Source organism: Collinsella sp. i06-0019-1H4 (assembly GCF_042849575.1).
Classification (GTDB): domain Bacteria; phylum Actinomycetota; class Coriobacteriia; order Coriobacteriales; family Coriobacteriaceae; genus Collinsella.
Genome location: NZ_BAABYB010000001.1, coordinates 117,180 through 143,351 on the forward strand (window position 1 = coordinate 117,180; position 26,172 = coordinate 143,351).

General features: G+C 62.0%; 22 protein-coding genes. 15 read left to right on the forward strand and 7 right to left on the reverse strand.

Annotated elements, in window-relative coordinates:
- Together ACGHEN_RS00475 and ACGHEN_RS00480 are read right to left on the reverse strand one after the other, a co-directional pair.
- A complete protein-coding gene (locus ACGHEN_RS00475; protein ID WP_390396412.1) occupies nucleotides 1-483 on the reverse strand; it encodes a response regulator transcription factor in 483 nt (160 codons plus the stop codon).
- Nucleotides 480-1,625: a sensor histidine kinase gene (locus ACGHEN_RS00480; RefSeq protein WP_390396414.1), complete on the reverse strand. Its 1,146-nt coding sequence runs from the start codon at nucleotides 1,623-1,625 to the stop codon at nucleotides 480-482. Before ACGHEN_RS00480 ends, ACGHEN_RS00475 begins: the two co-directional genes overlap by 4 nt.
- Before the next feature lie 197 nt (nucleotides 1,626-1,822).
- Here ACGHEN_RS00480 and ACGHEN_RS00485 point away from each other — a divergent pair, with 197 nt between their 5' ends.
- The 5 genes from ACGHEN_RS00485 (at nucleotide 1,823) to ACGHEN_RS00505 (ending at nucleotide 8,667) form a co-directional block, all read left to right on the forward strand.
- Nucleotides 1,823-2,761, forward strand: coding sequence for an ATP-binding cassette domain-containing protein (locus ACGHEN_RS00485; protein WP_390396416.1), 939 nt, complete (start codon nucleotides 1,823-1,825; stop codon nucleotides 2,759-2,761).
- A 9-nt stretch (nucleotides 2,762-2,770) separates the two neighbouring features.
- Nucleotides 2,771-3,958 carry an ABC transporter permease gene (locus ACGHEN_RS00490; RefSeq protein ID WP_390396419.1) on the forward strand — a complete coding sequence of 396 codons (1,188 nt, stop codon included), beginning with the start codon at nucleotides 2,771-2,773 and terminating at the stop codon, nucleotides 3,956-3,958.
- A complete protein-coding gene (locus ACGHEN_RS00495; protein WP_390396422.1) occupies nucleotides 3,945-5,150 on the forward strand; it encodes an ABC transporter permease in 1,206 nt (401 codons plus the stop codon). Before ACGHEN_RS00490 ends, ACGHEN_RS00495 begins: the two co-directional genes overlap by 14 nt.
- Before the next feature lie 128 nt (nucleotides 5,151-5,278).
- Entirely contained in the window at nucleotides 5,279-5,992 is a 714-nt protein-coding gene (locus ACGHEN_RS00500; RefSeq protein WP_390396425.1) for an ABC transporter ATP-binding protein, read from the forward strand.
- An 8-nt stretch (nucleotides 5,993-6,000) separates the two neighbouring features.
- Nucleotides 6,001-8,667: an ABC transporter permease gene (locus ACGHEN_RS00505; RefSeq protein WP_390396428.1), complete on the forward strand. Its 2,667-nt coding sequence runs from the start codon at nucleotides 6,001-6,003 to the stop codon at nucleotides 8,665-8,667.
- Between the two features lie 179 nt (nucleotides 8,668-8,846).
- On the opposite strand, the gene ACGHEN_RS00510 is transcribed toward ACGHEN_RS00505, so the two are convergent.
- Entirely contained in the window at nucleotides 8,847-9,752 is a 906-nt protein-coding gene (locus tag ACGHEN_RS00510) for an IS3 family transposase (protein ID WP_082222915.1), read from the reverse strand.
- Nucleotides 9,695-10,204 (reverse strand): transposase, encoded by a 510-nt coding sequence (locus ACGHEN_RS00515; protein WP_390396430.1) that lies wholly within the window; start codon nucleotides 10,202-10,204, stop codon nucleotides 9,695-9,697. The genes ACGHEN_RS00510 and ACGHEN_RS00515 overlap by 58 nt, the downstream gene beginning before the upstream one ends.
- Nucleotides 10,205-10,384: 180 nt before the next feature.
- Here ACGHEN_RS00515 and ACGHEN_RS00520 point away from each other — a divergent pair, with 180 nt between their 5' ends.
- Complete coding sequence (locus ACGHEN_RS00520) at nucleotides 10,385-11,590, forward strand: DUF362 domain-containing protein (RefSeq protein WP_390396433.1); 1,206 nt, start codon at nucleotides 10,385-10,387, stop codon at nucleotides 11,588-11,590.
- Nucleotides 11,591-11,841: 251 nt separating this feature from the next.
- On the opposite strand, the gene ACGHEN_RS00525 is transcribed toward ACGHEN_RS00520, so the two are convergent.
- On the reverse strand, nucleotides 11,842-12,807 hold the full coding sequence (locus tag ACGHEN_RS00525; protein WP_390396436.1) for an alpha/beta hydrolase: 966 nt from the start codon (nucleotides 12,805-12,807) through the stop codon (nucleotides 11,842-11,844).
- A 186-nt stretch (nucleotides 12,808-12,993) separates the two neighbouring features.
- Here ACGHEN_RS00525 and ACGHEN_RS00530 point away from each other — a divergent pair, with 186 nt between their 5' ends.
- From ACGHEN_RS00530 to ACGHEN_RS00565, 8 genes are all read left to right on the forward strand, one after another.
- Nucleotides 12,994-13,677: a hemolysin III family protein gene (locus ACGHEN_RS00530; protein ID WP_195239889.1), complete on the forward strand. Its 684-nt coding sequence runs from the start codon at nucleotides 12,994-12,996 to the stop codon at nucleotides 13,675-13,677.
- 108 nt (nucleotides 13,678-13,785) lie between these two features.
- Nucleotides 13,786-15,159, forward strand: coding sequence for a hemolysin family protein (locus ACGHEN_RS00535; protein WP_390396438.1), 1,374 nt, complete (start codon nucleotides 13,786-13,788; stop codon nucleotides 15,157-15,159).
- Nucleotides 15,160-15,183: 24 nt separating this feature from the next.
- Nucleotides 15,184-16,029 (forward strand): hypothetical protein, encoded by an 846-nt coding sequence (locus ACGHEN_RS00540; RefSeq protein ID WP_390396441.1) that lies wholly within the window; start codon nucleotides 15,184-15,186, stop codon nucleotides 16,027-16,029.
- A gap of 136 nt (nucleotides 16,030-16,165) precedes the next feature.
- Nucleotides 16,166-16,555, forward strand: coding sequence for a YtxH domain-containing protein (locus ACGHEN_RS00545; RefSeq protein WP_118080297.1), 390 nt, complete (start codon nucleotides 16,166-16,168; stop codon nucleotides 16,553-16,555).
- A complete protein-coding gene (locus tag ACGHEN_RS00550) occupies nucleotides 16,555-17,310 on the forward strand; it encodes a PRC-barrel domain containing protein (RefSeq protein WP_390396444.1) in 756 nt (251 codons plus the stop codon). The genes ACGHEN_RS00545 and ACGHEN_RS00550 overlap by 1 nt, the downstream gene beginning before the upstream one ends.
- Before the next feature lie 72 nt (nucleotides 17,311-17,382).
- Complete coding sequence (locus tag ACGHEN_RS00555) at nucleotides 17,383-18,789, forward strand: polysaccharide deacetylase family protein (protein ID WP_390396447.1); 1,407 nt, start codon at nucleotides 17,383-17,385, stop codon at nucleotides 18,787-18,789.
- A 320-nt stretch (nucleotides 18,790-19,109) separates the two neighbouring features.
- Entirely contained in the window at nucleotides 19,110-20,954 is a 1,845-nt protein-coding gene (locus ACGHEN_RS00560; protein ID WP_390396449.1) for a magnesium transporter, read from the forward strand.
- 74 nt (nucleotides 20,955-21,028) lie between these two features.
- Nucleotides 21,029-22,225 (forward strand): Nramp family divalent metal transporter, encoded by a 1,197-nt coding sequence (locus ACGHEN_RS00565; RefSeq protein ID WP_390399345.1) that lies wholly within the window; start codon nucleotides 21,029-21,031, stop codon nucleotides 22,223-22,225.
- 547 nt (nucleotides 22,226-22,772) lie between these two features.
- On the opposite strand, the gene ACGHEN_RS00570 is transcribed toward ACGHEN_RS00565, so the two are convergent.
- Both ACGHEN_RS00570 and ACGHEN_RS00575 read right to left on the reverse strand, forming a co-directional pair.
- Nucleotides 22,773-23,960 (reverse strand): acyltransferase family protein, encoded by a 1,188-nt coding sequence (locus ACGHEN_RS00570; protein ID WP_390396452.1) that lies wholly within the window; start codon nucleotides 23,958-23,960, stop codon nucleotides 22,773-22,775.
- 6 nt (nucleotides 23,961-23,966) lie between these two features.
- Nucleotides 23,967-24,863 (reverse strand): acyltransferase family protein, encoded by an 897-nt coding sequence (locus ACGHEN_RS00575; protein WP_390396454.1) that lies wholly within the window; start codon nucleotides 24,861-24,863, stop codon nucleotides 23,967-23,969.
- A gap of 312 nt (nucleotides 24,864-25,175) precedes the next feature.
- Here ACGHEN_RS00575 and ACGHEN_RS00580 point away from each other — a divergent pair, with 312 nt between their 5' ends.
- On the forward strand, nucleotides 25,176-26,171 hold the full coding sequence (locus tag ACGHEN_RS00580; protein WP_390396457.1) for a ribokinase: 996 nt from the start codon (nucleotides 25,176-25,178) through the stop codon (nucleotides 26,169-26,171).
- Nucleotide 26,172 lies beyond the last annotated feature (1 nt).

A 26,172-nucleotide genomic window follows, 5' to 3' on the forward strand; every position in this document is an offset into this window, starting at 1 on the left:
CTAGGCGACTTCGAACTCGCGGTCAGTCAGGCTGACAAAGGCCGCGGGCCGGCGGGTTGCGCCGGCCTCGACGTCCACCCCATCAAAGTCGACATCCTCGATTGCCTTGCCCTCGAGTACGCGTTTGCCGTCCATGACTTGCGTCAATGCCGGAGGAATGGCGGCGACATCGGTCTTGATCAGGTAGCCGCGGGCGCCCAGTTTGAGCGCCGACACAATGTACTCGTCATCCGAGAATGTCGTCAGAAACACCACGCTCGCCGAAGGGTCGCGCTCAAGGATCTCGCGTGCCGCCGAAAGTCCGTCACGCCCCGGCATCTGAATGTCGAGCAGTGCGATATCGGGCGCGTGTTCGGCATAGAGCGAAACCGCATCGTTGCCGTTGGCACCGGTGCCCACCACTTCGATCTGCGGCTGGGCGCCCAGGATAATCTTGAGCGAATCGACCACCAAGCGGTCGTCGTCGACAACGATGAGCCTCATCGGCTCTCATCTCCTTGCTGTTTGGGAACGGTGGCAAACACGCGCCAGCCGCCGGCGCTGGCACGCGGGCCGGCGGTGAAGGTGCCGCCAAGCGCCTCGATGCGCTCGCGCATGGAGGCGAGCCCCATGCCCTCCGCGGCGCCGCGGCTGCTTGCTTGGACCCCGCCCGTGCCATCGTCGGTAACGATGAGCTGGTAAAACGACGGATGCTCCATGCATCGTACAGTGACAGCATGGGCGCAAGCGTGGCGCATGGTGTTGGAGAGCGCCTCGCGTAGGACCGCCGCAAAGCAGTTGGCGACGTTTGCGGGTGCATGCTCGGCCATAACTTCAAGCTCAATCTGCGGACCGCCGTCCGAGCGCGCGCCTTCGACAATGCGTTCGAGCTGCACGGAAAGGTCGACGGCGTTGTCGTTGAGCGCATGGACGCTGGTGCGCACAAGCTGGAGCGCCTCGTCAACCGTGCGTTTGACGTCGGCGAAATCGGCGGCAACCCTGGGCTCGTCGGCGTGCACGACGCGCAGGGCCTCGGTCTGCAGCGAGGCGCGCGTGAGCTGGTGGCCGACGTTATCGTGGATCTCGCGCGCGATACGGGCGCGTTCGGCGAGTGTCGCGAGCTCGACTTCGTAGTCCTGGCGATCGGCAAGGTCGCGGTTGCGCGCTTCGAGCGCGAGAGCTCGTTCCTGCAGCTCCTCGCGGATGCGGCGCATGCGCTGCTGCTCGCGCTCCAACTGGGCGGTACGTAGCGATAACAAGGTGGCGGCAACTGAAAGGATGGCGGTCAGTAGAAGCGTTCGGGCGGTGAGCGCGTCGGCGCGTAGGTCCGCGACGAGTGCGAAGACAAAGGCGACGCCAATGCCCAACGCGACCCAAACGTGTTCACGGCGCACGCGCCGCGCAATGTCATAGAGGGCGAGAGGCGCAAACGGCACAAACGGCGGCGCAAAGACGGCCGCGATGATGTAAGCGTAACTCGCGGCCTTGCTTACACGGCGTGTGCGTTCCCCCTTTGCGACCTCGGCCAGCGAGGTGGCGATAACGCCAAGGCAAAACGCCGCGACCAGGCGAGCGTCCACAGCAAGGCCCGTGGCGGCCGCAATGCAGCACGCCAGAACGATCGATTTGTCGAAAAGCCTGTTCATACGGGTATTGTACGCGAAGCCGCGCGTGGTGGAGGGGCCGCCTGCGCAACCGTGACATTCCTCCCGCGCGGCAAAGCGGGGGCGTCGGCGGGCTGCACGGTCAAGCCCCGCACTCGTGACAAAGCTCACTGGCGCGCGCCGGCGACTCCTGCGATGATGCAATCGTACCGGGCCACAATCAACAGGAGGGCCGCCTCATGACAGACATCGTCCACGTCGAAAACCTCGTCAAGCGCTACGACGATCTTATCGCGCTCGACCACTTTAACCTGAGCATCGCCCCTGGCGAGATCTTTGGCCTGCTGGGCCCCAACGGCTCGGGCAAGACCACATCCATCAACTGCATTCTGCAGCTGCTCGCCTACGACAAAGGCACCATCGAGCTGTTCGGCGAACCCATGACGCCCGCCCGCTACGACCTCAAGCGCCGCATCGGCGTGGTGCCGCAGCAGGTGGCGGTGTTCGACGAGCTCACGGTGCGCGAGAACATCGACTATTTCTGCAGCCTCTACGTTAACGATCGCAAGCGTCGCCGTGCGCTGGTGGACGAGGCGATTGACTTTGTCGGGCTGGGTGACTTTACCAAGTTCCGCCCCGGCAAGCTCTCGGGTGGACTGGCGCGCCGCCTCAACATCGCCTGCGGCATCGCGCACAAGCCCGAGCTCATCTTCTTTGATGAGCCCACGGTGACAGTCGACCCACAGAGCCGCAACGCCATCTTGGAGGGCATCTGCCGCCTGCGCGACGAGGGCGCCACGGTGGTGTATACCAGCCATTACATGGAGGAAGTCGAGCAGATTTGCAGCCGCATCATGATCATGGACGGCGGGCGCGTGCTGGCGCAGGGCACCAACGACGAGCTCAAGCGCATGATTCAGATGGGCGAGCGCGTGACCGTCGAGGTCGGCGCTGTCGAGCCCGCTACGGTCGAGCGACTGCGCGCCCTCGAGCACGTGCTTTCGGTCGAGCTGTCCGGCGGCGAGCTCGTCTGCACCTGCGAAGCGAGTCCGCACAATCTGGTCGACATCCTTGACACGCTGCGCGCTGCTGACGTGGCACTCGGCCGCGTGTGGAGCGAGCCGCCGACCCTCAACGACGTGTTCCTCGAGATCACCGGCCGCGAGCTGCGCGACTAGGGGGCAGCCATGTTCAACACCATCATCACCACGGTCAAGACCCTGCTGCGCCGGCCGAGCACGTGGGTCTGGGGCGCTCTCTTTCCCATCGCGCTTTCCACGATGTTCATGTTTATGTTTGCGAATCTGAGCTCCGACGGCACGGTCGACCCGGTGCCGGTGGCCGTCGTAGCGGATGAGGCCTGGGACGCCTCGACCTTTAAGGACGTGGCGACGTCGCTCGACGAGGAAAGCGACGACCAACTGCTCGAGATCCACGAGTACGAAGACTTGGCCGCCGCCCGCAAGGCGCTTAAGGCCGGCGAGGTCGCGGGCATCTACACGGTCGATGCCGCGGGCACGCCCAAACTCACGCTGCTATCGAGCTACGACAGCTCGCGTGCCTCATCGGTGCTCACCGACCGCAGCATCCTGGAGACGGTGGCAAGCTCGTATACGCAAAATGCCGAGCTCATGTCCCAGATTGCCCAGGACAACCCGGCGGCACTCGCCGACCCGGAGGCGGTTGCGCGCGCCCTATCGCTCGAGGGCGGCACCCGCCGCGTAAGCCTGACGCGCACCACGCCCGACGGCACAGTCATCTACTACTACGCGCTTTTTGGTCTGGTCGCGATGATGTCTGCCGAGTTTGCCGCCTTGAGCGTCGTCGATCTGCAGCCCAATCTGTCCGGCCTTGGCGCACGTCGCTGCGTGGGCGGTCTTTCCAAGACAGCGTCGCTGGCTGGCATCTTTGTCGGCTCGTGGCTGGTCTCCTTTGCTTCGATGGCGATTGCGATTGGCTACGTGCGCCTGGTCGTGGGCATCGACTTTGGCGGGCGCGAGGGACTGTGTTTGGTGGGCGGCGCCGCTTCCGCGCTTGCCGCCACGGGCTTGGGACTCTTTGTGGGCACGCTTCCCGTTAAAGGCGGCAAGGCGTCCAAGTCGGGCATCCTCACGGGCTTTGCCACCACGTGCGCCCTGTTCGCCGGCCTCTACGGCGAGCCGGCGATGGCGCTTGCCGACGACGTCGCCCGCGCCTGCCCGGCTGAGTGCTGGCTCAATCCCGTCAAGCTCATCTGCGACATGTTCAACCGCCTGTATTTCTTTGAGGACCTGGGCCCCTTTGCCGTTCGCGCCGGCGCACTGGTCCTTATGGCGCTGCTGTTCGTTGCCGCCGCCACGCTGATCTTTGGAAGGAGCCGCTATGAGCACCTTTAAGACCGCGCTTCGCATGGCGCTCGCGCACCCGCTCTATCTGCTCATCTACACGGTGTTCATTTCGCTCATGGGCGTATTCATTGCGGCCTCGGTGAGCTGGAACTCGTCGCAGCTCACCGCGTACAAGCCCTACGATGCCAACGTGATCGTGGTCGACCGCGACGACAGCGACCCTTCGCGTGCGCTTACCAAGCATCTGGGTTCGCGCTTTGAGCTGGTCACGGGCATCGGCGACGGCACCTACGACCTCGCGGATGCGCTTTCCAAGGGCAACAGCGCCAAGGGTAGCGCCGACTGCGTGTTCTTTATCCCGGAGGGGTTTGAGGGCGATCTCGTTGCAGCCGCTCGCGCGGGGGAGTCCCTGCCCAAGCTCGATGTGACCTACGGTGCCGGCACCATGGCGGCGGCGCTTTCGTCTGCCGAGGCCTCGCGCTGGATCTCGCTCGCGGGCGCTGCGGCCGCACTTGAGCCCGCCGCCTCCAACGGTGACGTCGCCAAGGCTGCCGATCATGCGGCCGCGAAGCGTGCCAAGGTCGAGATCGAGCAGGTCAAGGTTGACTCGACCGCCGCCGCCACGCTCGAGTCGTACTTCAACTTTGGCGCGTACGCGATTATCTCGTCGGTCATCGTGTCGGTGGGGCTGGTGTTCTCGGGCATGAACGAGCCCGAGCGCGTGCGTCGTATGGATGCCGGCCCAATCTCCGAGCGCCGGCGTTCGCTTGCCGTGTTTGCGGCCGCCGCCGTGCTCACCGTCTGCATCTGGTTTGTGTCGAGCATGATGGGCGTCGTGGGCTTTGCCGGCGCGGTCGCCGAGGTCGGCGTGGGCCGTGTGTGCCTGGCGCTGGCGGCGACGTTTGCCCTTGCGTGCACGCCTCTGGCCGTTGGCTTTGCCCTTTCGAGCCTGGGTGCGCGCGAGGAGCTGCTCAACGGCGTGGGCAACCTGCTCGGCATGCTCATGACGTTTTTGGGCGGCGCCTGGATGCCGCTGTCGCTCATGGGCTCGGCCGTGCAGACCGTTGCGCATTTTGTGCCGACGTTTTGGGTGAACGACGCGATCAGCAAGGCGCTCGCCGCGGACCTGACGTCCGCCGTGCTGGGCGACATCGCCTGCGACCTGGGCGTAACGGCACTCTTTGCCGTGGCCATTGCCGCCGCAGGCCTGGCCCTCGCACGCGCTAAATCCCGCGCCTAGCCACCTAGTCATTTAAGAGCGTCCCCAATGACCAGTCTGAAATAAATCCCAAGCCTCGCTCCAAAATAGTTCGCCAAGGTTTACTATTACGCTCATAAAGTAGTATGAGGCTAACAATGGGGGATACCATGGCAACGCAGAAAGCCTACGTCCAGGTTAAGGATCTCAAAAAGCACTATGGCGACGGTGATGCATGCCTGACGGTGCTCGACGGCATCGACACGTCCATCAACCGCGGAGAGATCTGCGTCATGCTGGGACCTTCGGGTTCGGGCAAGTCGACGTTTCTTAACCTAATCGGCGGCCTGGAGGATGCCGACGCCGGCTCTATTCTGGTGGACGGCTGCGACCTCACGGTGCTCAAGCCTACCGACCTGGGCGAGTATCGCCGCCGTGAGCTGGGCTTTGTCTTCCAGTTTTACAACCTGGTGTCCGATCTCACCATCAAGGAAAACATCGAGGTCACGGCACACCTGTCCAAAAAGCCGCTCAATGTCGACGACCTGCTGCGTTCACTGGGCCTCTACGAGCACCGCAACAAGTTCCCGCGCCAGGTCTCGGGCGGCCAACAGCAGCGCTGTGCCATCGGCCGCGCGCTCGTCAAAAACCCGGGCCTGCTGCTGTGCGACGAGCCCACGGGCGCGCTCGACTACAAGACGTCCAAGGAAATCTTGCAGCTCATGGAGGATGTCAACCGCACCTACGGCTGCACCATCATCATTGTCACCCACAATGCCGCCATCGCGCGCATGGCCAATCGCGTGCTGCGCCTGCGCGACGGGCGCATCGTCGAGGATGAGCTCAACGAGTCGCCCGTCGCGGCCGCCGAGCTCGATTGGTAGGCGGCGCCATGACACCTCTCACAAAACGTCTCCCGCGCGAGCTGCGCCGCAATATCGGCAAGTACCTGGGCATCTTTTTGCTTATGTGCGGAAGCATCGCCCTTACCTCGGGCTTTTTGCTCGCAGCGTATTCCATCGGTTGCCTTATCGACGACATGCGCGATGCGTACACGATTGAGGACGGCCGCGTGACCACCTCTTTCGAGGCCACCAAAGACCAGCTCAAGGCAGCCGAGGGTGCAGCCGGCGACGTCGGCGGCGTCACGCTCTACAAGAATTTCTCCATCGACGCCATCATCAAAAAGACCGCCGGCGACGATGGCACCAAGCGCACGCTGCGCACCTACGCACACCGCACCAAGGTCGATATCGCGTCCTACTGTGAGGGCAAGGAGCCCAAGACGGACGATGAGGTGGCCATCGACCGTGTCTTCGCCACCAATAACAACCTGTCCGTGGGCGATAAAGTCGAGCTCGAGGGTCGCACCTACACCATCTGCGGCATCATAACTCAGCCCGATAGCCAGGCGCTGTTCCTCAACAACTCCGACTTTACGGTGAACACCATCACCTATGGCGTGGCCGAGGTCACCGACGCTGGCTTTGCCGCGCTCGAGGACGTCGGCGGCGCGCCCGCCTACACCTACTCCTTTACCTTTACCGATCGCGACCTCTCCACTGCGGACCGCATCGATGCGGAGCAGGATATGGTCGAGGCGCTGACCGATGCCGATGCGCGCGTGGACGATCTGATCGACGCCGATTCGAATCAGGGCATTGGCTATGCGCGCGACGACGTAGACGGCGACTCTATGATGTGGATGACGCTGCTCGACATCATCATCGTGATCATGGCGTTCGTCTTTGTGGTCCTTACCGACGCCACCATCGAGGAGGAGAGCGCCATCATCGGCACGCTGCTCGCCAGCGGCTATCGCCGCCGCGAGATCGTGCTGCACTACCTTGCACTTCCCGCCATCTTGGGCGTGGTCGCGGCGCTTTTGGGCACTGCGCTCGGCGTTGTGTTCTTTACCGAGCCCATGCGCAGCCTCTATTACGGTTCGTACAGCCTGCCGCCCTTCCAGGTGTACTGGAGCTGGGAGATCTTTGTGAAGTGCGCCGTGGTTCCCGCCGCCGCGCTCATCCTCATCACGCTGGTGGGCTTGCTTCGCAAAATGGGCAAGACGCCGTTGCAATTCCTTCGTCACGAGGCGAGCGGCAAATCGGGCACCAAGCGCGGCCTGCAGCTGCCGGAGCGCATGGGCTTTGTCTCGCGCTTCCGCCTGCGCATCTTCCTGCGCAACCTGGGCAACTTCGCCACGCTCTTCGTGGGCATTGCGTTTGCCTCGCTGCTGCTGCTCTTTGGCCTGGCGATTCTGCCCACGATGACGCACTACGCGGACAACCTCGAGACGAGCTTGGTCGCCGAGCACCAGTACACGCTCAAGGCGCCGCTGGAGCTCGAGGGCACCGCCGAGGAGCGCGAGCAGTGGTCGGCACTCGAACGCTTGCAGTCGGTTGACGGCGCGCTGCTAACCGCTGCCCAGGATGCCGATGACGAGCTTGACGACGCGGCCGATGCGGCGCAGACGGCAGCCGATGCCGCGACCGCATCTCCGTCTGCCGAGAGCCTGACTGCGGCGCAGGATGCGCTTGCCAAGGTCCAGGACAAGAAGGATGCGCTTTATGCGCGCCTCGATGATCTTGCCGATGCCCTCGGCTGCAACCGTGATGAGGCTATCGACCTGATCGACAAAGCCTCCAAGATTGACACTGACAACGACGATATTCACCCGGTCAATACGACCGACAACGGCGCGGGCGCAATCGCACAGGCTGAGAAATACACCGTTTACCAGCTGCAATACGACCGCGGCGATGGAAATGGCGAGGAGACGATTTCCGTCTACGGCATTTCAACCGATTCGCGCTATTGGAAAGACCTCAACGTCGGCGATGGGCGCATCGTCTTTGGCGGCGGTCTGCTCGATAAGTTTGGCTGGAGCGAGGGTCAGAAGGTCACGCTCGGCGACAAGTACGAGGGCGAGCATTATTCCCTTGAGTACGCGGGCAAGGACTGTGCCTGGGGCTCCAAGTCGGACATGAATATCTATATGAGTATCGACGACTTTAACGAGCTGTTCGACAACGACGCCGCCTACTTTAACGGCTATGTGAGCGACGAGAAGCTCGATCTCGATGCGCGTTACTTTGCCGGCGACACCACGCCCGACGACATGCGCGCCGTGGGCGACCAGTTTATCGGCATGATGAGCAAAATGATCGGAATGATGGTTGGGCTCGCGGTGTTTATCTTTCTGCTGTTTATGTACCTGCTGACCAAGGCTGTGATCGACCACAGCGCCCGGTCGATCAGCTACATGAAGGTCTTTGGCTATCGCGATAGCGAGATCTCGCATCTGTACATCCGCTCGATCACGCTGTGCGTGGTGGCGTCGCTTGTGCTGAGCCTGCCGGTCATTATTGGCTCGCTTACGGCCATCTTCCGCTCGATGCTGCTCGCCTACAACGGCAATATCGAGATCTACGTGCCCGCTTGGTCCATGACGGCGTGCGTGGGCATTGGCTTTGCGACCTACCTGGTCGTGGCGCTGCTACACACGCGTTCTATCAAGCGCGTCAGCCTGGCCGAAGCCCTCAAAGTCCAAGAGTAGTCATCGGGGACGTTCTTAAACGACTAGTCATCGGGGACGGTCTTTGCCGATTCGCCGGCTCGCTGGCCGGGCCGGCAAGGACTGTCCCTGGCGGCACTCATTTAAGTCTGTCCCCAATGAGTGGTTTCAGTCATTTGAACTGCGTCCCGAATCTTGGCCTTCTTTATTAGAAGCGAACACTAGGACGCTTTCAATAGCCGTTTCCGAAACTCCACCGGGGTGAGGCCGCCGAGCGCCACCTGGCGACGCCTCGTGTTCCAATGCACGACATAGGCGTCGAGGTCCCTCTTGAAGGACTCGAAGTCGGCCCACTCGACGCCCCTGAAGAACTCGTCCTTGAGATGCCCGAACACCTGCTCCGTCGCCCCGTTGTCTAGGCAGTTGCCCTTTCTCGACATGCTCTGCCTGGCGCCGTGCCTCCTGAGCTCGCCGGTCCACCTAGGGTGCTGGTACTGCCATCCCATGTCGCTGTGGACGATCGGCGAGGCCCCGGCCGGCATCCTCGCGAACAGGCGCCTGAGCACCTCCTCCTGCTGGGCCATGTCCGGGCTCGTCGACACCGACCAGGAGACGATCTCCTTCGTGCAGAAGTCGTAGACCGGGGCGAAGTACGCCTTGCCCCAGGGCTGCCTGAATTCCGTGACGTCGGTCCCGAGCTTCTCCCACGGGGCGCCCGCGCGAAAGTCACGCGCTATCAGGTTGTCGAATCTCTCGCCGACCGGACCGCGGTAGGAGTTGTAGCGATGGTAGTCGGTCTCCCGGCGGATGCCGCAGCGGATGCCGAGCTCCCGCATCATCTTGAGGACCGTCTTGTCCGCTATCCTCGCGCCCAGCTCGGCCCTCAGGCACATCGCTATCTGGCGGTGGCCGCACCCGTTCGCCGTCCTCGAGAAGATCTCGCGCACGGCCTCCCGGAGCTCTGGCCGGGTCGCTCTCGGCGGGTGCGCTACGGCATAGTGGTAGCTCGACGGCGCGAGCCGCGCGGCCGCGAGCAGGTCGCATAGGCGGTGGTGCCCTGAAAGGGAGGCTACGACCTGGGCTTTCTCCCAGTTTGAGAGCTCTTCTCCGCTTTCAGGGCTATCGATTTTTTTAGATACGCCACCTGGGCCTCGAGTTTGCGCACGCGCTCCTCGAGCTCCCGCTCGCGCGTCCGCCCCCCGGGGCCCTCCGGCCTGCCGCGGCGTCCCGGCTCGAGCGCCTCCGGCCCGCCGTCGCGGTACAGCCTGCACCAGCGGTCGAGCGATGTGGCGGCGGCGATGCCGAAGCGGGCCATCGCCTCCGACCGCGGCATCCCCTCGTCCACGACGGCCCTCGCGACGGCGAGCTTGGTCTCCATGTCGTAGGTCCTGCGGCTCTCGCCCATCCCGATCAGCCCCTTCCTCCCGGTTGCCCGGTACGCGTAGAGCCATTTTCTCACCGCCGGGGCGGGAACGTCGAGCTTCTTGGCCGCGAGTTCGAAGCCGAGGCCGGCCTCGAACAGGTCGGCGGCGCGTGCCCTCATCTCGCGACCGTATCTTGCCTTCTTCCTGCGGGGCATTTCCGATGCCTCCCTTTTCTCGAACCTTAATTTCAAAGTCCAAGAAATGGGATGCAGTTCAATTTAAGTCTGTCCCCAATGACTACCCAATGACTGGGCGCCGTGCTTGACATTAACCCTGCTTCAACGGGTACCATCCTCTTATGTCTGTAACGCCATATAGACCGAGGGGATAGATCTATGACCGCAACCGCACCCGCAGCACCGGCAAAGGTGTACTTTACCAACCTGCGCACGCATGCTCGCGAGAGCCAGCTCGACAAGCTCAAGCGCCTCATCCGTCACGCCGGTATCGAGCAGATCGACTTTGAGAACAAGTTCGTCGCCATCAAGATTCATTTTGGCGAGCTGGGCAATCTGAGCTTTTTGCGCCCCAACTACGCTCGCGCCGTCGCGGATGTCGTGAAGGAGCTGGGAGGCAAGCCCTTCCTCACCGACTGCAATACGCTCTATGTGGGTAGCCGCAAAAACGCGCTCGAGCACATCGATACCGCCTACCAGAACGGTTTTACCCCGTATGCCACGGGCTGCCAGATCATCATCGCCGACGGCCTCAAGGGCACCGACGAGGCACTCGTCCCGGTCGAGGGCGGCGAGTACGTGCGCGAGGCCAAGATCGGTCAGGCTCTCATGGACGCCGATATCGTGATCAGCCTCACCCACTTTAAGGGCCATGAGCAGGCCGGCTTTGGCGGCGCCATGAAGAACCTGGGCATGGGAGGCGGCAGCCGTGCCGGCAAGATGGAGCAGCATGCCGCCGGCAAGCCGAACGTCGCGACCGAGCACTGTGTTGGCTGCCGTGCCTGCGAAAAGGTCTGTGCGCACAACGCTATCTCGTTTGACGACACCCGCGAGCGCGAGCTTGCCAACGGTAACACCCGCACGGTCCACGTGGCCGCCATCGACCACGATCGCTGCGTGGGTTGCGGCCGCTGCATCGGCGTGTGCAACCAGGACGCCATCAAGCCCGGCTATGACGCCGCGGCCGACGTGCTCAACTGTAAGATCGCCGAGTACACCAAGGCCGTCGTCGACGGCCGCCCGAGCTTCCACATTTCGCTCGCCATGGACATTAGCCCCAACTGCGACTGCCATCCCGAAAACGACACGCCCATCGTCAACGATATCGGCATGTTCGCGAGCTTCGACCCGGTCGCCATCGACCAGGCCTGCGCCGACGCCGTCATGGCATCCGAGCTGCTGCCCAACACCGAGCTCACCGATAGCGCGGCCAAGATGGAGCACAACCACGAGCATCTGGAGGGCGATCAGGCCAAGGACCCCTTCTGCATCACGCATCCCGACACCGACTGGCGCACCTGCATCGCGCACGCCGAGAAGATCGGCCTGGGCACGAGCAAGTACGAGCTCATCGAGGTCAAATAGCGCCTATCTATTGGACAAAACAAGCGCCTTTGTAGCGTTAGTTGAGCAAAAGCCGCCCGTGAGCACAGCGCTCGCGGGCGGCTTTCCGGAAGTATGCGGCAAATTTCGAGACCGCCGAACACACGACATTTTTTGGCAACAAAACCCCTGATAAATTGTTGGTAAAACTGTGGTCTGGTCGGCAGTTCCAGATTTTGCCGCATACTTCCGAAAATAGGGGGTCAGATAAAGCCTCAGACGTTGCTATTCGCCTAAAAATACTCGTCGAGGAAGTTGTTGACTGTGTTCCAGTAGAGCTCGGGGTCAACTTGCGCACTCTTGGCGTGGGTGGCGCCATGGATGGTGAGCTTTTGCTTGACCTTGCTGGCGCACGCGTCGTAGTTTTGGTCGAGCATGCTGTACGGCACAAAGGTGTCCTGGTCGCCGTGGATAAACAGCATGGGAACCGTCGCGTGTTTGAGTTGCTCCACACTGCTCGCCTTATGAAAGTCGTAGCCCGCGCGCACGTTGCACACCAAGTTTGCTACATCGAGCAAGGGAAAGCTGGGCAGGCCGAACACGTCCTTGAGTTGCAGGGAAAACTCGTCCCAAACACTCGTATAACCACAGTCCTCGATAATGCATTTTACGTTTGCGGGTAGAGATTCCCCCGCGACGTTCATGGCAGTTGCTGCACCCATCGACTCGCCAAAGACCAGGATGCGCGCCTCGGGGTCGGCCGCAACGATCCGCCCAATCCATGCAACGATATCGAGCCGCTCGGGCCAGCCCATGCCGATATAGTCGCCGCCGGAGCGCTCGTGGGCGCGGGCGGCAGGCGCGAGCACGTTCATGCCGCGGTCGTGGAATCGCTTGACGTATCGGGCCATGCCGATGGGCTCGTTGGTATATCCATGCAGGCAGACGGCGTAATCGTGGGTGTTCTCCGAGGCGGCAAAAAACCAAGCGGCGAGCTCGGTTCCGTCATCTGCGGTGAGGCTGCTGCTCTTGCGGTTTTCTTTAAACCATGCCCGCGCCTCGGTGTCCTCGGCATCCGGCTGCTCGCCTTCTTTGTCGTTCTTGCTATTCTGCATCATCTTCATGGTGTACGGCGCTTGGGGATTCAGCGCGAAGTCAAACAGAAAGTTGCCGGCAAATCCGAGCAGCACAACGACAACCACCAGTGCAACGATGCCGGCCATCTTGAGCTTTCGATGGGAACGTGCGTTTTGAGCCATGCGGTATTCTCCTATAAGATGTTAATACGTCAACATTTAATGCAAGCGCATTATGGACGTTCGCCGTTGATGCGTCAACAGGCAAAGAATGGGTAAACAAAGGGTCACGTATGGTGCAAATTTCGCACGTACCTAGACGCTTTGATATAGTGTTGAGAACTCTTTACGTTGGAGGATGTAACCGGCATGTCCGATTCGAGCGACAGTTCTAAGCCGCGACCCAAGACCGCGGCCGTTCCACACTACACGGTGGGCGAGGAGATCATGAACTCCGTCACCCATGGTGTCGGCTGCCTGCTGGGTATCGCGGGCCTGGTACTCCTGATCGTATTTGCTGCCCTGCGCGGCGGAGGCCCGGCCCACATGGCCGCGGCGATTGTCTATGGTGTCAGCATTATCCTCGAATACCTTGCCTCCACGCTCTACCATGCGATTCAGCCCGCTCGCGCCAAGCGCGTGTTTCGCATTATCGACCACAGCTGCATCTACCTGCTCATAGCCGGCAGCTATACGCCGTTTTGTCTCATCACGCTCGCAAACGACGGCGGTCCTATGCTGTTCTTTGCCGTATGGGCCATCGCCATTATCGGCATCGCCCTCGAGTGCTTTATGCGCGAGCGTCAACCGCACTGGGTAAGTGGCCTGGTCTACCTGCTGATGGGCTGGCTCGTTGTCTTTAAGCTGCCCGAACTTGTGGCACTGCTCAACCCCGTGGCGCTTGCCCTGCTCGCCGTCGGCGGCGTGTGCTACACCGCGGGCGTGCCGTTCTATATCGCCAAAAACGTGCGCTATCTGCACAGCGTGTTTCACCTGTGGGTGCTCGCCGGCAGCATCTTCCAGTTCATGGCGGTGATCCTCTTCGTAATCTAGCGACCACGCCAGCGCCCGTGCCCCCGCTCGGTCGCCAGCGCAATTGCCCTATCCGCCATCAACGTTTTACCCTAACGTCCCGAATCTTGGAGGTTCGAGAAACTCCCGATGGACATAACCATCTCCCTTATCACCACCCTCGTTTTGACCCTCATCAACGGCTACTTCTCCATGTCCGAGATGGCGCTCACCACGGCTAAGCGCGCCGTGTTGGAGCACGATGCCGAGGAAGGCGACAAGCGCGCCGAGCGCGCCATTAAGCTGGCCGCCGACTCCGACCAGCTGCTCGCCACCATCCAGGTCGCCATCACGCTCGTGGGCTTCGCCTCGTCCGCCGTCGCCTCGACGAGCCTGTCCGACCCGCTTGCCACGTGGCTCATGAGCTTTGGCATCGCGCCGCTCTCTGCCATCGCGCGCGGCCTGGCACCGGTCATCATCACCGTCGCCGTCGCCTTCGTGTCCATCGTGGTTGGCGAGCTTGTGCCCAAGCGCATCGGCCTGGCTAATGCCGAAGGCGTATCCAAGCAGGTCGTGGGACCGCTCTCCGTGTTCCAAAAGATCGCCCGCCCGCTCGTGTGGCTGACCGGTGCCTGCTCCGACGGCCTGGCCCGCATCCTGCGCATCAAGAGCGCCGACGACCGCCAAAACGTCTCGGAGGAAGAGATCAAATACATGGTCTCGGAGCAGGACGATCTGCTCGACGAGGAAAAGCGCATGATCCACGAGATCTTCGACCTGGGAGACACCGTTGCCCGCGAGGTCATGGTGCCGCGCGTGGACACCACCATGTGCGAGGACGACGAAACGGTCGCCGACGTGCTGTCCGCCATGCGCCAGACCGGCTTTAGCCGCATCCCCGTCTATCACGAGGATCCCGACAACGTCGCCGGCATCGCGCACATCAAGGACCTGATCCAGCCTTCGCTCGACGGCAAGGGCGACCAGCCCATCGCCGACTTTTTGCGCGACGCCACCTTTGTGCCCGACACCAAGGACATCCTGCCGCTGCTGTCCGAGATGCAGACCTCGCACGACCAGATCGTAGTGGTCGTGGACGAGTACGGTGGCACGGCCGGCATCATCACCATCGAGGACATCGTCGAGGAGATCGTGGGTGAGATCGAGGACGAGTTCGACCCCGACAACAAGTACCTCACGCGCCTTTCGCGCCGCGAGTGGCTCGTCGATGGGCGTTTTTCGTGCGATGACGCGATTGAGCTTGGTTGGCCGCTCGAGGAAAGCGATGATTATGAGACCATCGCCGGCTGGATTTTGGAGCTTTGCGACTCGGTGCCCGACATCGGAGAGGTGTTTGAGGTTGCGGGGTACAAGTTTAAGGTGCAGTCGATGCGTGGCCAGCGCATCTCGCTCATTCGCGTGATCGCTCCGGCCGAAACCGATAAGAAGGATTCCGAGCCCTCGGCAGACGAGCCGACGGCGTCTGGTGCGGGCTCTGCGGACCCGCACGACGGCGACGAGTAGGGTAAGGAAGAGTAGGGGAGAGTTATGGCAGGCCTGTTCAACATCCTTAAGGTCACCGTCAGCGAGGACAAGATCTGCGCGCACGTGCTGGTGAACCCCGGCATGCCGCTCATGACCTCGGAGGACATCGAGGCCACGGCGCGCGTGTATTACCTGGTGCCCGCGATTGCCAAGCACCTGTGCCTGGGCGATTCCGGTCGCGAATTCCAGGACTGCATGGGCCAGACCGAGCTTTGCCATCTGCTGGAGCACGTGACGGTCGAGCTCATGAACGAGACCGGTCTCGCTGGCAGCATTTCGTGCGGCCGCACTCGCGTGAGTGAGCACGATGAGCGTGTCTTTGAGGTCGAGCTTTCGTGTCCCGACGACGCGCTGGCCATCGGCGCGCTGTCTTCGGCGACCTTTATGATGGATTGGGCCTATCTGCATGCCGACCAGCCCGCTCCCGATGTGGACGGTACGGTCGCGGGCCTGCGTAACCTGGTACTGGGCATGCGTGCCGAGGCCGAGGGCAAGGACCCGCACGAGGCCGTCGCCGCCGCGAACGCCGAAGGCGAGGCCGGGGACACGACCGAGGGCGAGGCGCCTGCCGAGGTTGCCGCCGAGTCTGTCAACGATGCCCCTGCCGAGGAGGCCGTCGAGGTCGAGCCCGCGGAGCCCCAGGGCGTCCCGAGCTTTGACGACGAGCCGCAGGAGGTAATCGATACCGAGGGCGCGACCGCTGAGAGCCATGAGGCCCCCGCTGCCGTCTACGGTGGTGCGGCGACGGCTCCGGTGGCCCCCGCGCGCGAGGGAGCGCTGCCGCTCGTTGACGGCGCCGGCGAGGACCCGGGCGCTACAGTGGCCATGCCTGCCATGCCGCAGGAGTAGGCTCACCCGCTTATCACCATCATGTACCTGCGCCTTTACCGTACGCAGATGAGCAAGACGGCAAGCGCTGTGCTGCGGGTATAATGGACAGCATTCAAACGGTGGGCGCCGAGGTGCCCGCAGGAGAGGAATGAACATGGGTAAGACTTTCAACTTTATCTCGGGTGCGCTCTTCGGTGCCGCCGCCGGCGCCATCATCGGCGTTGCCCTGGCTCCGCGCTCGGGCGCCGAGACCCGCGCCATGGCTGCCGATATCGCCAACGACGCCTGGGATAACATGCGCGACACCTACGAGCACGGTGCCGAGGAGGCCCGCGCTGCGGTCAACGATTTTGGCCCGATGGTCGACGCCAAGACCGATGACCTGCGTGCCAAGGTTGACCTTGCCCGCGAGCGCATGGACCAGCTGCGCGAGCAGCTCAACGACGCCATATCGGGCGGTAACGTGACGCCCGCCGCCGATGTCGTGGTCGAGAACGCCGTCGAGGCCGACGCCGAGGCCGCGGAGCCTTCGACCGAGGCATAATGCGCGCCGGGGATTTTGTCGGCGCCAAGATCTATCGCAAGCCTACCGAGGATAAGCGCACCAAAAAAGACGGCACGCCGCGCAGCCCTAAAAAGCTCGGCAAGATTCACTTTCCGGTCTTTACCCCGGGCGGTACGCGCGTGGTGGGCTTTATGGTGCGCCAGTCCGATATCGCGGGCATGATCGAGCGCCCCGACCGATTTGTGGCGCTCGATGCCATTGGCGTCTACGAGGGCGCCATCGCGGTTGACGACGTCAAGGGCACCTACGATGCCGCTGCGGCCAAGCGCCTCGACATCAACCTGGACGATTGCATTATCTGGGTTGGCATGGACGTGCGCACGGAGTCGGGCGATGTCGTGGGCTATTGCTCGGATGTGGAGTTCAAGCCGCGTTCGGGCATCGTGCAGACGTTCTACGTGACCGCCGGCACTGCCTCGAGTGTGCTGGTGGGCGACACGCAGATGCCGCCGACGATGCTGCGCGGCTATGCGGACGGCGCGATGATCGTTTCGGACGAGGTCAAGTCGCTCGGGTATTCGGGCGGCGCCGCCGCAAAGGCTGCCGAGGCAAGCGTCGTGGTGGGCGATAAGGTCAAGAAGGGCGCTAAGGTGCTCGATGACAAGGGTTCGGTCGCCGTGGACAAGGGCAGTCGCGCGCTGGGCAAGCAGCTCGGCAAGACGCGCGGTATGTTCAAGGCCTTTAAGGACGAATATCAAAAGGCGAGCGGGGGCTCGTCAAAAGCTAGCAAATAGCGACGTACCAATTGATGGGAGGCAAGCCGGAGACCTGTTGCTCCGGCTTGCTGCGTTTATGGGGGAGGGCACATGCGCCAAAACGGATCTAACTTAAACGGGCGCTCGGGTGCGCGTCCGACGGCGCGCCGCGACCTGGGGCAGCTGCCCAGCGGTCAGCGCAAGCGTCACCGTAAGCCCGGCGCGATGTATCTCAACCATAGCCGCGGCTTTAGCGACCGCAGCGCTCGCATCGGAAACAGCCGCACGCCCCGTCGTCCGTCTCGCCTGCCCTATGCGCTCATCGCCGTGGGCTGCGCACTCGTGCTGTTCATCGCTGCCGTCGTGGGCTACGTCAACCGCAGCGTGGATGTCGTCCTCAACGGCCAGGAGACTGCGGTGCGCGTCGGCTCTACGCTGCAAAATCTCATCGACGACCAGGAGCTGACCGATACCTACGACGCCGGGGACTTGCTGGCCGTTGACGACAGCGTGCTTACTCGCCATGGCGGCGAAAAGCTGTCGGTTAAGGTGGACGGCAAGCGCATAAAACAGGGCAAGTGGAAAAGCCGCGAGCTTACGGGCGGCGAGAAGGTGACGGTCAAAGACGGCCGCGACACGTATGAGAAGCATGAGGTCCAGGCGACGGTTATCGAGCCCAAGCTCAAGGTCGAGGGCACGGGTGCTATCGAGTACGTCAAGACGTGGGGCATCCAAGGTCGCTCCGAGGTGTGGGTCGGCGAGCAGTCGGGTAAGACGCAGGACCGCGGCGAGGTCGTGCCCGCCACCGATTGCGTGGTCGAGTGCGCGAGCGTGGCGCCCAAGGGCAACGAAAAGTACGTGGCGCTGACGTTTGATGAGGGCCCGAGCGGAGCGACCAAGCAGATCTTGCAGGTGCTCAAGGAAGAGGGCGTCACCGCGACGTTCTTCCTGTCGGGCGATGCGGCCGAGGCCTCGCCCGCCACGGCCAAGGCGATTGTCGATGCCGGCTGCGAGGTCGGCTCCAACAGTTACAGCGACGAATCGCTCAAGGGCAAGGATCGCGATGCGGTGCGCGAACAGGTTTCGAAGGGCACCGAGGCGATCAAGTCCGCGACCGGAACGTCGACGATGCTTTTGCGTGCTCCCTACGCAGCCTTTGACGAGCAAAACTGGATTGATGCGATGGACCTTGTGTCTGCCGTGGTCTCGTGGAATATCGATTCGGGCGACTGGCTGCTCAACGGTGCCGACGAGCAGGTCTCGACGGTGCTCGATTCGGTGACGCCGGGCAACATTGTGTTGCTGACCGATAACGATGAATGCGCCGAGCAGACGCTCGAGGCGCTGCCGCAGATTATCGACGGGCTTATTGCCGACGGCTACAAAATCGTGACATTGAGCGATCTGGTCAAGACGGATACATCGCTGAGCAAAAAGCTCACCTCGCTGACGAAGGCCGCCATGCCCAAAAACGCCGTGTTCCCCCAGCTCGCCGAAGATGACGACACCACAGACTAGTCATGTAAGAACGTCCCCAATGACTATGTCACGGTTGCGTCAGCGTTTGGTATGCCTGCGATGTTTGGAGCATAAATTTGGCGCCACGGCGCGATGCTGATGCTATAGTTACTGCGGATAACAAGGGTCAAGAGAAAGGTTGCAGGTGAAATCCAAACCTCGACCATACAGTCGATGACCCCATGCAGGTGCTTCTTGCGCATGTACGGGGTGTGAGCGCCGAGCGGCGTGCCGCCCGCGCATGCGTATACATATCTAATAGTCCACGGACGGCGTGCCGGCATGGCCGCAGTTCGAAGGGATAATGATGGGGAGCACCAGTGAATTATCTGAGTGAGATGCTCAAACTGCCGGTCTTGGACGTCGATGGCGAAAAGCTCGGCGTTGTGAATGATTTTGGCATTGCTACCGGCGAAGTTTTTCCGCACGTGACGTCGCTCGCGTTCCGCGGACCCGGCAAGACGCCGTTTATGATCAGCTGGCGCAAATGGGTCGACCGTATCGACGAGACGGGCGTACACCTTAAGTCGCCGGCCACCGAAATCCGTTTTTCGTACCTGCAGCCGACCGAACTCTTGCTCGCGCGCGACGTGCTCAACAAGCAGATTGTCGACACGCAGGGCATGAAGGTCGTGCGCGTAAACGACATCAAGTTTTCCATGTCGGGCGAAAATCAGCTGCGTCTGCTGGGTGCCGAAGTTGGCGCCCGTGGTCTGCTGCGCGCGATCAGCCCCGCCCTCGAGCATGTCGTCGAGAGCTTTATGAAGCACCTGGGCAAACCGCTCGGCGAGGACATCATCGCCTGGTCCTACATGGACCTGCTCGACCGTTCGACTAAGAACATCCAGCTTTCGGTGTCGCACAAGACGCTCGGCGAGCTGCACCCTGCTGACATCGCCGACATTATCGAGCAGCTCGACCCGCGCCTGCGTGCGCAGGTGTTCGCGCAGCTCGACACCGCCCAGGCCGCCGAGGCCATCTCGGAGTTCGATGACGACGAACTTATGACCGAGATGCTCGAGGGCCTGTCCGACACCGATGCATCGTCGATGCTGGCCATGATGGATCCGGACGACGCCGCTGACCTGATCGACGAACTCGATTACGAGAAGGCCGAGAAGCTTCTGCGCCTGATGGGCGTTCAGGAGGAGAAGGCGATTCGTAACCTGTTGGGCTATGAGGACAACACTGCCGGTCGCATCATGACCTCGGAGTTTGTCTCCCTGCCCGCCACGGCGACGGTCGGTGACGCCATCGAGGCGATCCGCAAGCTCGACGAGGACTTCGAGAGCGTCTACTACGTCTATACCGAGGACCCGAGCGGTATGCTCACCGGCGTGCTCTCGCTGCGCACGCTCATCGTGGCCGACCGCGACGCCACGCTGGGCCAGCTGGCCTATCGCGACCTGGTTTATGTGTCGCCCGACGATGACCAGGAAGACGTAACGGACGAGATGACCAAGTACGACCTGGTCGCCATCCCCGTTTGCGACGAGAACCGTCACATCTTGGGTATCGTGACCTTTGACGACGCCATGGACGTTATCGCCGAGGAACACCAGGAGGACCTGCAGATCGCAGGTGTCGGCTCGGGCGACAGCGCGTCCGACGACTCGACGAATGTGCTCAGCTGGTTTGTGCATCGCCAGTACTGGGTTGTCGTGTGGGGCATTGCCTCGTGCATCATGGCAACAGCGCTGGGGACGGCGCTGGGCTCCGCGCATCTGGTGGTGTTCCCCATGTGCGCCATGCCGCTCGTGCTGCTGGCTGCCTCGCGTATGGTGTCGTTCGTCAAGAACTACTTCCTGGAGTACGACGGCCATGACGATGAGCCCAAGCCGTATCTGGGATTTTTCTTCCAGAGTACGGGCATGGGCTTGATTCTGTCGCTCGTGACCTACCTGTGCGCCCAGCTGGTGCGCACCGCCGCATTCCCCGACGCGCCCATGTTTGAGGAGCAGCTCTTTACCGGCTGCTTTAACATCGCGGCCATCGTCTGTCTGGTCGGCAACATGAGCGCCGTGATTTACCTGATGGTGCTGTTCTGGCGTGACGAGCACGACCTCAATACGTCGGGTACCGCCATGAACGTTATTGCCGTCATGATCTCGTGCGTAGCGTACTGTGCCGCTGCGGTGCTGCTCACCATGTCGGTCATGGGTTAGGTGGTCGCGTGCAAAATACCAAGCAAAAGTCGGGCACCAAGCAAAAGTTGACCATCGCGGCCATCTTTGGCGCTATGGGTCCCGGTCTGCTGGCGGCGCTTTCGGGCAATGACGCCGGCGGCATTGCAACGTATTCCAGCGCGGGCGCCAGCTATGGCTACAAGATGCTGTGGATGCTTCCCGTCATGACCGTACTGCTCATCGTGACGCAGGAGACCGCGGCGCGCTGCGGCTGCGTCACGGGCAAGGGCCTGGCATCGCTCATTCGCGAGCGCTTTGGCGTGCGCAAGAGTGTACTTGCTATGGCGGCGCTGTTGATCGCCAACACGGCTGTGACCATTTCGGAGTTTGCGGGTATCGCCAGTGGCCTTGCTCTCTTTGGCGTGCCGGCGAGCATCTCGGTGCCGTTGGTGGCGCTGCTGGTGTGGATGCTTACCATGTCGGGTAGTTTCCAGCGCATCGAGAAGATTCTGCTGTTGGTAAGCTGCGTCTTCGTGACCTATATTGTCGCCGCGTTTATGGCTGGCCCCAACTGGGGTGAGGTCGCGGTCGACCTGGTCGTGCCTAACATTCAAAATGACCCCAGCTACGTGTCGCTCGTGGTCGCAACGATCGGTACCACCATCGCGCCGTGGATGATTTTCTTGGCGCAGAATAACGTGGTCGATAAGAATGCGGGCGAGGACGACATCGTGCTGCAGCGTATTGATACCGTGAGCGGCTCGATCGCTGCTGATATCATTGCGGGCTTTATTATCATCACGACCGGTACGGTGCTGTTCCCGGCGGGTATTCAGATTAGCGATGCTGCCGATGCTGCCCGCGCGCTGGAGCCTATTGCGGGTCAGTGGTCCACGGTGCTGTTTGCCTCGGGCCTGGTCGCGGCGAGCTTCTTGGCTGCTTGCGTGCTACCGGGCGTTACGTCGAGCGCTATCTGCGAGGCATTTGGCTGGGAGCGCGGTGCCGACCGCAGCTGGGACGAGGCCCCGGTCTATCGCGGCATCATTACGGCCATCATCGGTATCTCTGCCGTGCTGGTGCTTATGCCCGGCGTCGATCTGTTCCAGATTATGATGACCTCGCAGGTCATCAATGGCGTGCTTTTGCCTGTGGTCCTGGTGTTCCAGGTGCTTATTGCCGCCGATCGACACATTATGGGCGCCAACCGCAACGGCCGCGTGTGGAATGTGCTCACCTGGGCGACTATCGGTGTGATTACGGTGCTGACGGTCGTCATGTTTGTTCTGCAGGCGATGGGCTACAGCGCATAGCGTCTCTTTTGGGTTTCGAGCGGGCCGTGGCCATGGGCTGCGGCCTGTTTTTTGCCTGATGTAGGGGGTTGGTTATATATGTGTGGGCAAAAAATGCCAAATATGAGTACTGTTGCTAATCCAGTGGCAATTAAGACAAAGAAGATAATGAACATAACTAAAGTATCTGCTCATTAATATCGATACAGCCAGGCTTTAAACCGATCATTCTGTTCGGTCCAAAGGGGTATGGCGACCGAAAGAACGCCATTTTGGGCAATTTTGCCTGTTACTAAAATGGTATCAGTACTCATATTTGGAATTTTTTGCCCGCGGCCCCTTGGGGCCGGCTCGAAAAGAGCAATCTGGGGGCGTTTGCTGCGGGTGCGGGGCTTGCAGACGACACTCGGGGTGGCGAGGAACTCAGAATTCGGCCGCGGGAGGGCATTCATCGGCCGCGTCAGGAGTGTCCCTAAGTGTCGGCACATAAGGAACGTCCCTAACTGCCGGAGGGGGCGTCGGTTGTGGCCGACGGCCCCCTCCGGGTGCAAGCTGATTTGACAGTGTGTTACTTGTCGGTGCCTAGCTTGTGCGGTTTGTAGGCGAGGGCGTTGACGAGCGCATCGGTGGCGGATTTGACAGCCGCCGGCTGCGGATCGTTAACGTGATCCTCGGGATGCACGGGCAGGTCCTTCTTGACGGCATCGTGGATGAGCTTAAGGTACTCGGTCACACCCGCGTTCGAGAGGTGCGTGCCATCGCCATCGAACAGATCATTGCGGTTGGCACTATATCCGTACCAGTCGATAACGCGTACATTCTTGTAGCGCGTGGCGGCGTTGGCGATGGCCTGGTTCGTGGACCCGACCCACGGCTGCGGGCTACGCGTGTTTACAAACACGACAATACGCTGCTCGCCGGCATCGGCCATGATGGCGTCAATCTGGGCATCGGTCACTAGGCCGTTGGTACCCAGGGCAAAGACCACGATCTTGCCGGCAAGGTTCTGCTGGATATAGCCCTCAAATGTCGCGCGGCCCGCATCAAACTGACGGCCCTTTTCGGCATCGATGTGACTGTGGGGGAACACGCCGTCAAAGGAATCGACGGCGCGCAGCGACACGGAGTCGCCGATCATCAGCAGGTCGTATGATCCGTCGGGGAAGCCGTCGTTGTCCTTGTCGGTGTCATCGGCCGCCTGCTGGTCCTGGGGTTTTGCATTTTTGGCTTCCTTGTTTAGGATTTCGGCGCCCTCGCCGCTCAGCGCGGATGTGTCGGGCACAAAGACCAGGCCACCCAGCGCCACGACAAACACGACGCCGCAAACGGCGCACACGGGAATATGCGCGCGCACCCAGCTTGCGGGCGTGGTGGTGCCTTCGCGGAGCTCGGAAACGGTGCGGCCGAAGGCGCCCTTCCTAAACGGCGTTTCGATAAAGCGATAGGAGCACTCGGCTACGGCGACCACCACAAGTACCTGCAAGATGTACTGCCACCAGGGCGTATCGCTGATGTTGGCGACCGGGTTCATAAGCAGCAGCAGCGGATAGTGCCACAGGTAGATACTGTACGAGCGCTTGCCAACCCACACGAGCGGATCGGCGGACAGCGCGCGGGCAACCATTCCCTGGGGCTGCACGCAGGCCGCGATGACCATGAGCGTGAGGATGGAGCATAGCAGTGTGCCGCCGCGATACTGGAACGCGGTGTAGCCGTTGGTGAGCGCGACCATGGCGGCAAGGCCAACCAGACCCACGACGCCCTACACATCGATGGATGCGGGCGAGGACCAAAAGCGCACGAGGGCACTCGGCTGTGCCGGGGCGGTATCGGCTGATTCGTCGACCTTCTCGCCAGGCTTGCCCTCGGCGTTCTTGCCGTGCTTGGCGGCGCCAGCCAGGCGATTGAGGCCCAAACGATGAGCGAGACGCGCCGGCGCCAGGTCGCGATCGGGGATAAAGGCCATCCAGGCACCCAGCAGCAGCGAGAACACGCGGGTGTCGGTGCCGTAGTACACGCGGCTGGGGTCGGCGGCAGGGTTGTAAAGCACCATCATGGCGAGGGCAGATACCGCGGCAAGGCCCAGAACCACGCGGCGCGTGTTGGGCTTGCTCACATGCATGGATACCATGGCAAACAGCAGTGGCGGCCAAATCAGGTAGAACTGTTCCTCGATGGCAAGCGACCAAAAATGCGTGAGCGGCGAGGGATCGCCCAGGGCATTGAAGTACGAGACGTTTTGGACAATCTGCCACCAGTTGTTGAAGAACAGCAGCGACGGCAGGATGTCGGGGCGCATCTTGGTGAGCATCACGTGGTTAAAGATGGTGCACAGCGCGCAGGTCACGAACACTACCGTTACCACGGCGGGGACCAGGCGACGGATGCGGCGAATCCAGAAGCTCTTAAGGTCGATGCGGCCGGTCTTAGCGACTTCGTTGAGCAGCAGGCGCGTGATCAGATAGCCCGAAAGCACAAAGAAGATCGTGACGCCGAGCAGGCCGCCCTGAGCCCATGTGAGGTTGAGGTGATAGAGCACCACTGCGACGACGGCAAGCGTGCGCAGGCCGTCGAGGGCGGGGATATAGCGAGATTTGGGGCGCGTGGGTGCTTGTTCTTTTGCGGCGCCGTTGGTGCGGGCGCCCTTGTTGGCGGGCACGCGATGAGAGCCTGCGGCACGGCTCGGCTCGGTGGCTTGTCGGCTAGCGCGCGAACGTTCGTGCGGCGCTCGTTGATCGCTCGCGTGGCGTGAGCTGCGCGAGCTCGATCGCGGGAATTGTTCCATAAAACATCATCCAATGACGAGAATAATCAGCACGTTTTCATTGTAACCGCCTGCTCCTGTGAATGCTTGCTGCCGGCGCAAGCTCAAGTGCGCGTCCACATCAAAGTGAACTAAAGTTATAGAGGCGCGAGAGCGCACGATTGACGGCCAACAGCGGGCGCAGAGCCCGCGGACGAGGAGGTTTCCATGGCAGATTGCGGCATCGTTGCGGTGTTCGGTAGCATGAACATGGACCTTTCGGTGGCGTGCGAGCGCATGCCGCGTGCGGGCGAGACCGTCGGCGGCAGCGGATTTATCAGCAATGCCGGCGGCAAGGGCGCCAATCAGGCCGTAGCTGCCGCGCGTATGGGCGCGTGCACGCACATGATCGGCGCGGTCGGCTGCGACGCATTTGGCACGTCGCTCGTGGCGGGGCTCCAAGATGCTGGCGTGGACTGTGACTTTGTAGCGCATCGCGATGACGTAGAGACGGGAACGGCGACCATCATTCGCTGCGAGGGCGACAACCGCATCGTGCTGTCACCGGGCGCCAACCATGCGCTTGCGGGCGAGGACGTTGCCCGCACGCTAAGGCGTTTGGTGGCCGATGAACTCGACGGCGATGCCAGCAAGATTGCCCCGGCTGCCGGAAGCGTCTTTATCGCCCAGGGCGAATGTGACCTTGCGGCGACGGCCGAGGCGCTTGTTTGCGCTCACGAGCTGGGGTTCTATACGGTCTTTAATCCGGCACCTGCCTGCGAGTTGCCTGCGGAGGCCTGGCCTGCGGTCGACCTGGTCTGCCCCAACGAGACTGAGTGCCAGGTGCTGACGGGCATCTTGCCCACGGATGATGCGAGCTGCGTCGCGGCGCTCGATGCCCTGCTCGCCAAGGGTGCCGGAGCTGCGGTCATCACGTTGGGCGGCGCCGGGTCGGTTACGCTTGGCGATGACGGCGAGCCGCTGCGCATGCCGGCGCTGTCGAGTGCGGTGGTCGATACGACGGCCGCGGGCGATACGTTTATCGGTGCGCTTGCTGCAGCTCGTCTGGAGGGCCTGCCGCTCTTTGAGTGCATGGCGGCGGGCGCACGCGCCTCGGCGGTGACGGTGTCGCGCTTGGGCGCGCAGCAGTCGATTCCCACGCGCGCCGAAGTTGATCGCGTGTTTGGTTTAGACGATTTGGTACAAGACGGAGAAGCGGAGTAGA

Excerpts from the sequence above, each read along its gene's own strand:
- ACGHEN_RS00475 (WP_390396412.1), bottom strand. The coding sequence starts at position 483 with ATGAGGCTCATCGTTGTCGACGACGACCGCTTGGTGGTCGATTCGCTC.
- ACGHEN_RS00480 (WP_390396414.1), bottom strand. The coding sequence starts at position 1,625 with ATGAACAGGCTTTTCGACAAATCGATCGTTCTGGCGTGCTGCATTGCG.
- ACGHEN_RS00485 (WP_390396416.1), top strand. The coding sequence starts at position 1,823 with ATGACAGACATCGTCCACGTCGAAAACCTCGTCAAGCGCTACGACGAT.
- ACGHEN_RS00490 (WP_390396419.1), top strand. The coding sequence starts at position 2,771 with ATGTTCAACACCATCATCACCACGGTCAAGACCCTGCTGCGCCGGCCG.
- ACGHEN_RS00495 (WP_390396422.1), top strand. The coding sequence starts at position 3,945 with ATGAGCACCTTTAAGACCGCGCTTCGCATGGCGCTCGCGCACCCGCTC.
- ACGHEN_RS00500 (WP_390396425.1), top strand. The coding sequence starts at position 5,279 with ATGGCAACGCAGAAAGCCTACGTCCAGGTTAAGGATCTCAAAAAGCAC.
- ACGHEN_RS00505 (WP_390396428.1), top strand. The coding sequence starts at position 6,001 with ATGACACCTCTCACAAAACGTCTCCCGCGCGAGCTGCGCCGCAATATC.
- ACGHEN_RS00515 (WP_390396430.1), bottom strand. The coding sequence starts at position 10,204 with ATGCCCCGCAGGAAGAAGGCAAGATACGGTCGCGAGATGAGGGCACGC.
- ACGHEN_RS00520 (WP_390396433.1), top strand. The coding sequence starts at position 10,385 with ATGACCGCAACCGCACCCGCAGCACCGGCAAAGGTGTACTTTACCAAC.
- ACGHEN_RS00525 (WP_390396436.1), bottom strand. The coding sequence starts at position 12,807 with ATGGCTCAAAACGCACGTTCCCATCGAAAGCTCAAGATGGCCGGCATC.
- ACGHEN_RS00530 (WP_195239889.1), top strand. The coding sequence starts at position 12,994 with ATGTCCGATTCGAGCGACAGTTCTAAGCCGCGACCCAAGACCGCGGCC.
- ACGHEN_RS00535 (WP_390396438.1), top strand. The coding sequence starts at position 13,786 with ATGGACATAACCATCTCCCTTATCACCACCCTCGTTTTGACCCTCATC.
- ACGHEN_RS00540 (WP_390396441.1), top strand. The coding sequence starts at position 15,184 with ATGGCAGGCCTGTTCAACATCCTTAAGGTCACCGTCAGCGAGGACAAG.
- ACGHEN_RS00545 (WP_118080297.1), top strand. The coding sequence starts at position 16,166 with ATGGGTAAGACTTTCAACTTTATCTCGGGTGCGCTCTTCGGTGCCGCC.
- ACGHEN_RS00550 (WP_390396444.1), top strand. The coding sequence starts at position 16,555 with ATGCGCGCCGGGGATTTTGTCGGCGCCAAGATCTATCGCAAGCCTACC.
- ACGHEN_RS00555 (WP_390396447.1), top strand. The coding sequence starts at position 17,383 with ATGCGCCAAAACGGATCTAACTTAAACGGGCGCTCGGGTGCGCGTCCG.
- ACGHEN_RS00565 (WP_390399345.1), top strand. The coding sequence starts at position 21,029 with ATGGGTCCCGGTCTGCTGGCGGCGCTTTCGGGCAATGACGCCGGCGGC.
- ACGHEN_RS00580 (WP_390396457.1), top strand. The coding sequence starts at position 25,176 with ATGGCAGATTGCGGCATCGTTGCGGTGTTCGGTAGCATGAACATGGAC.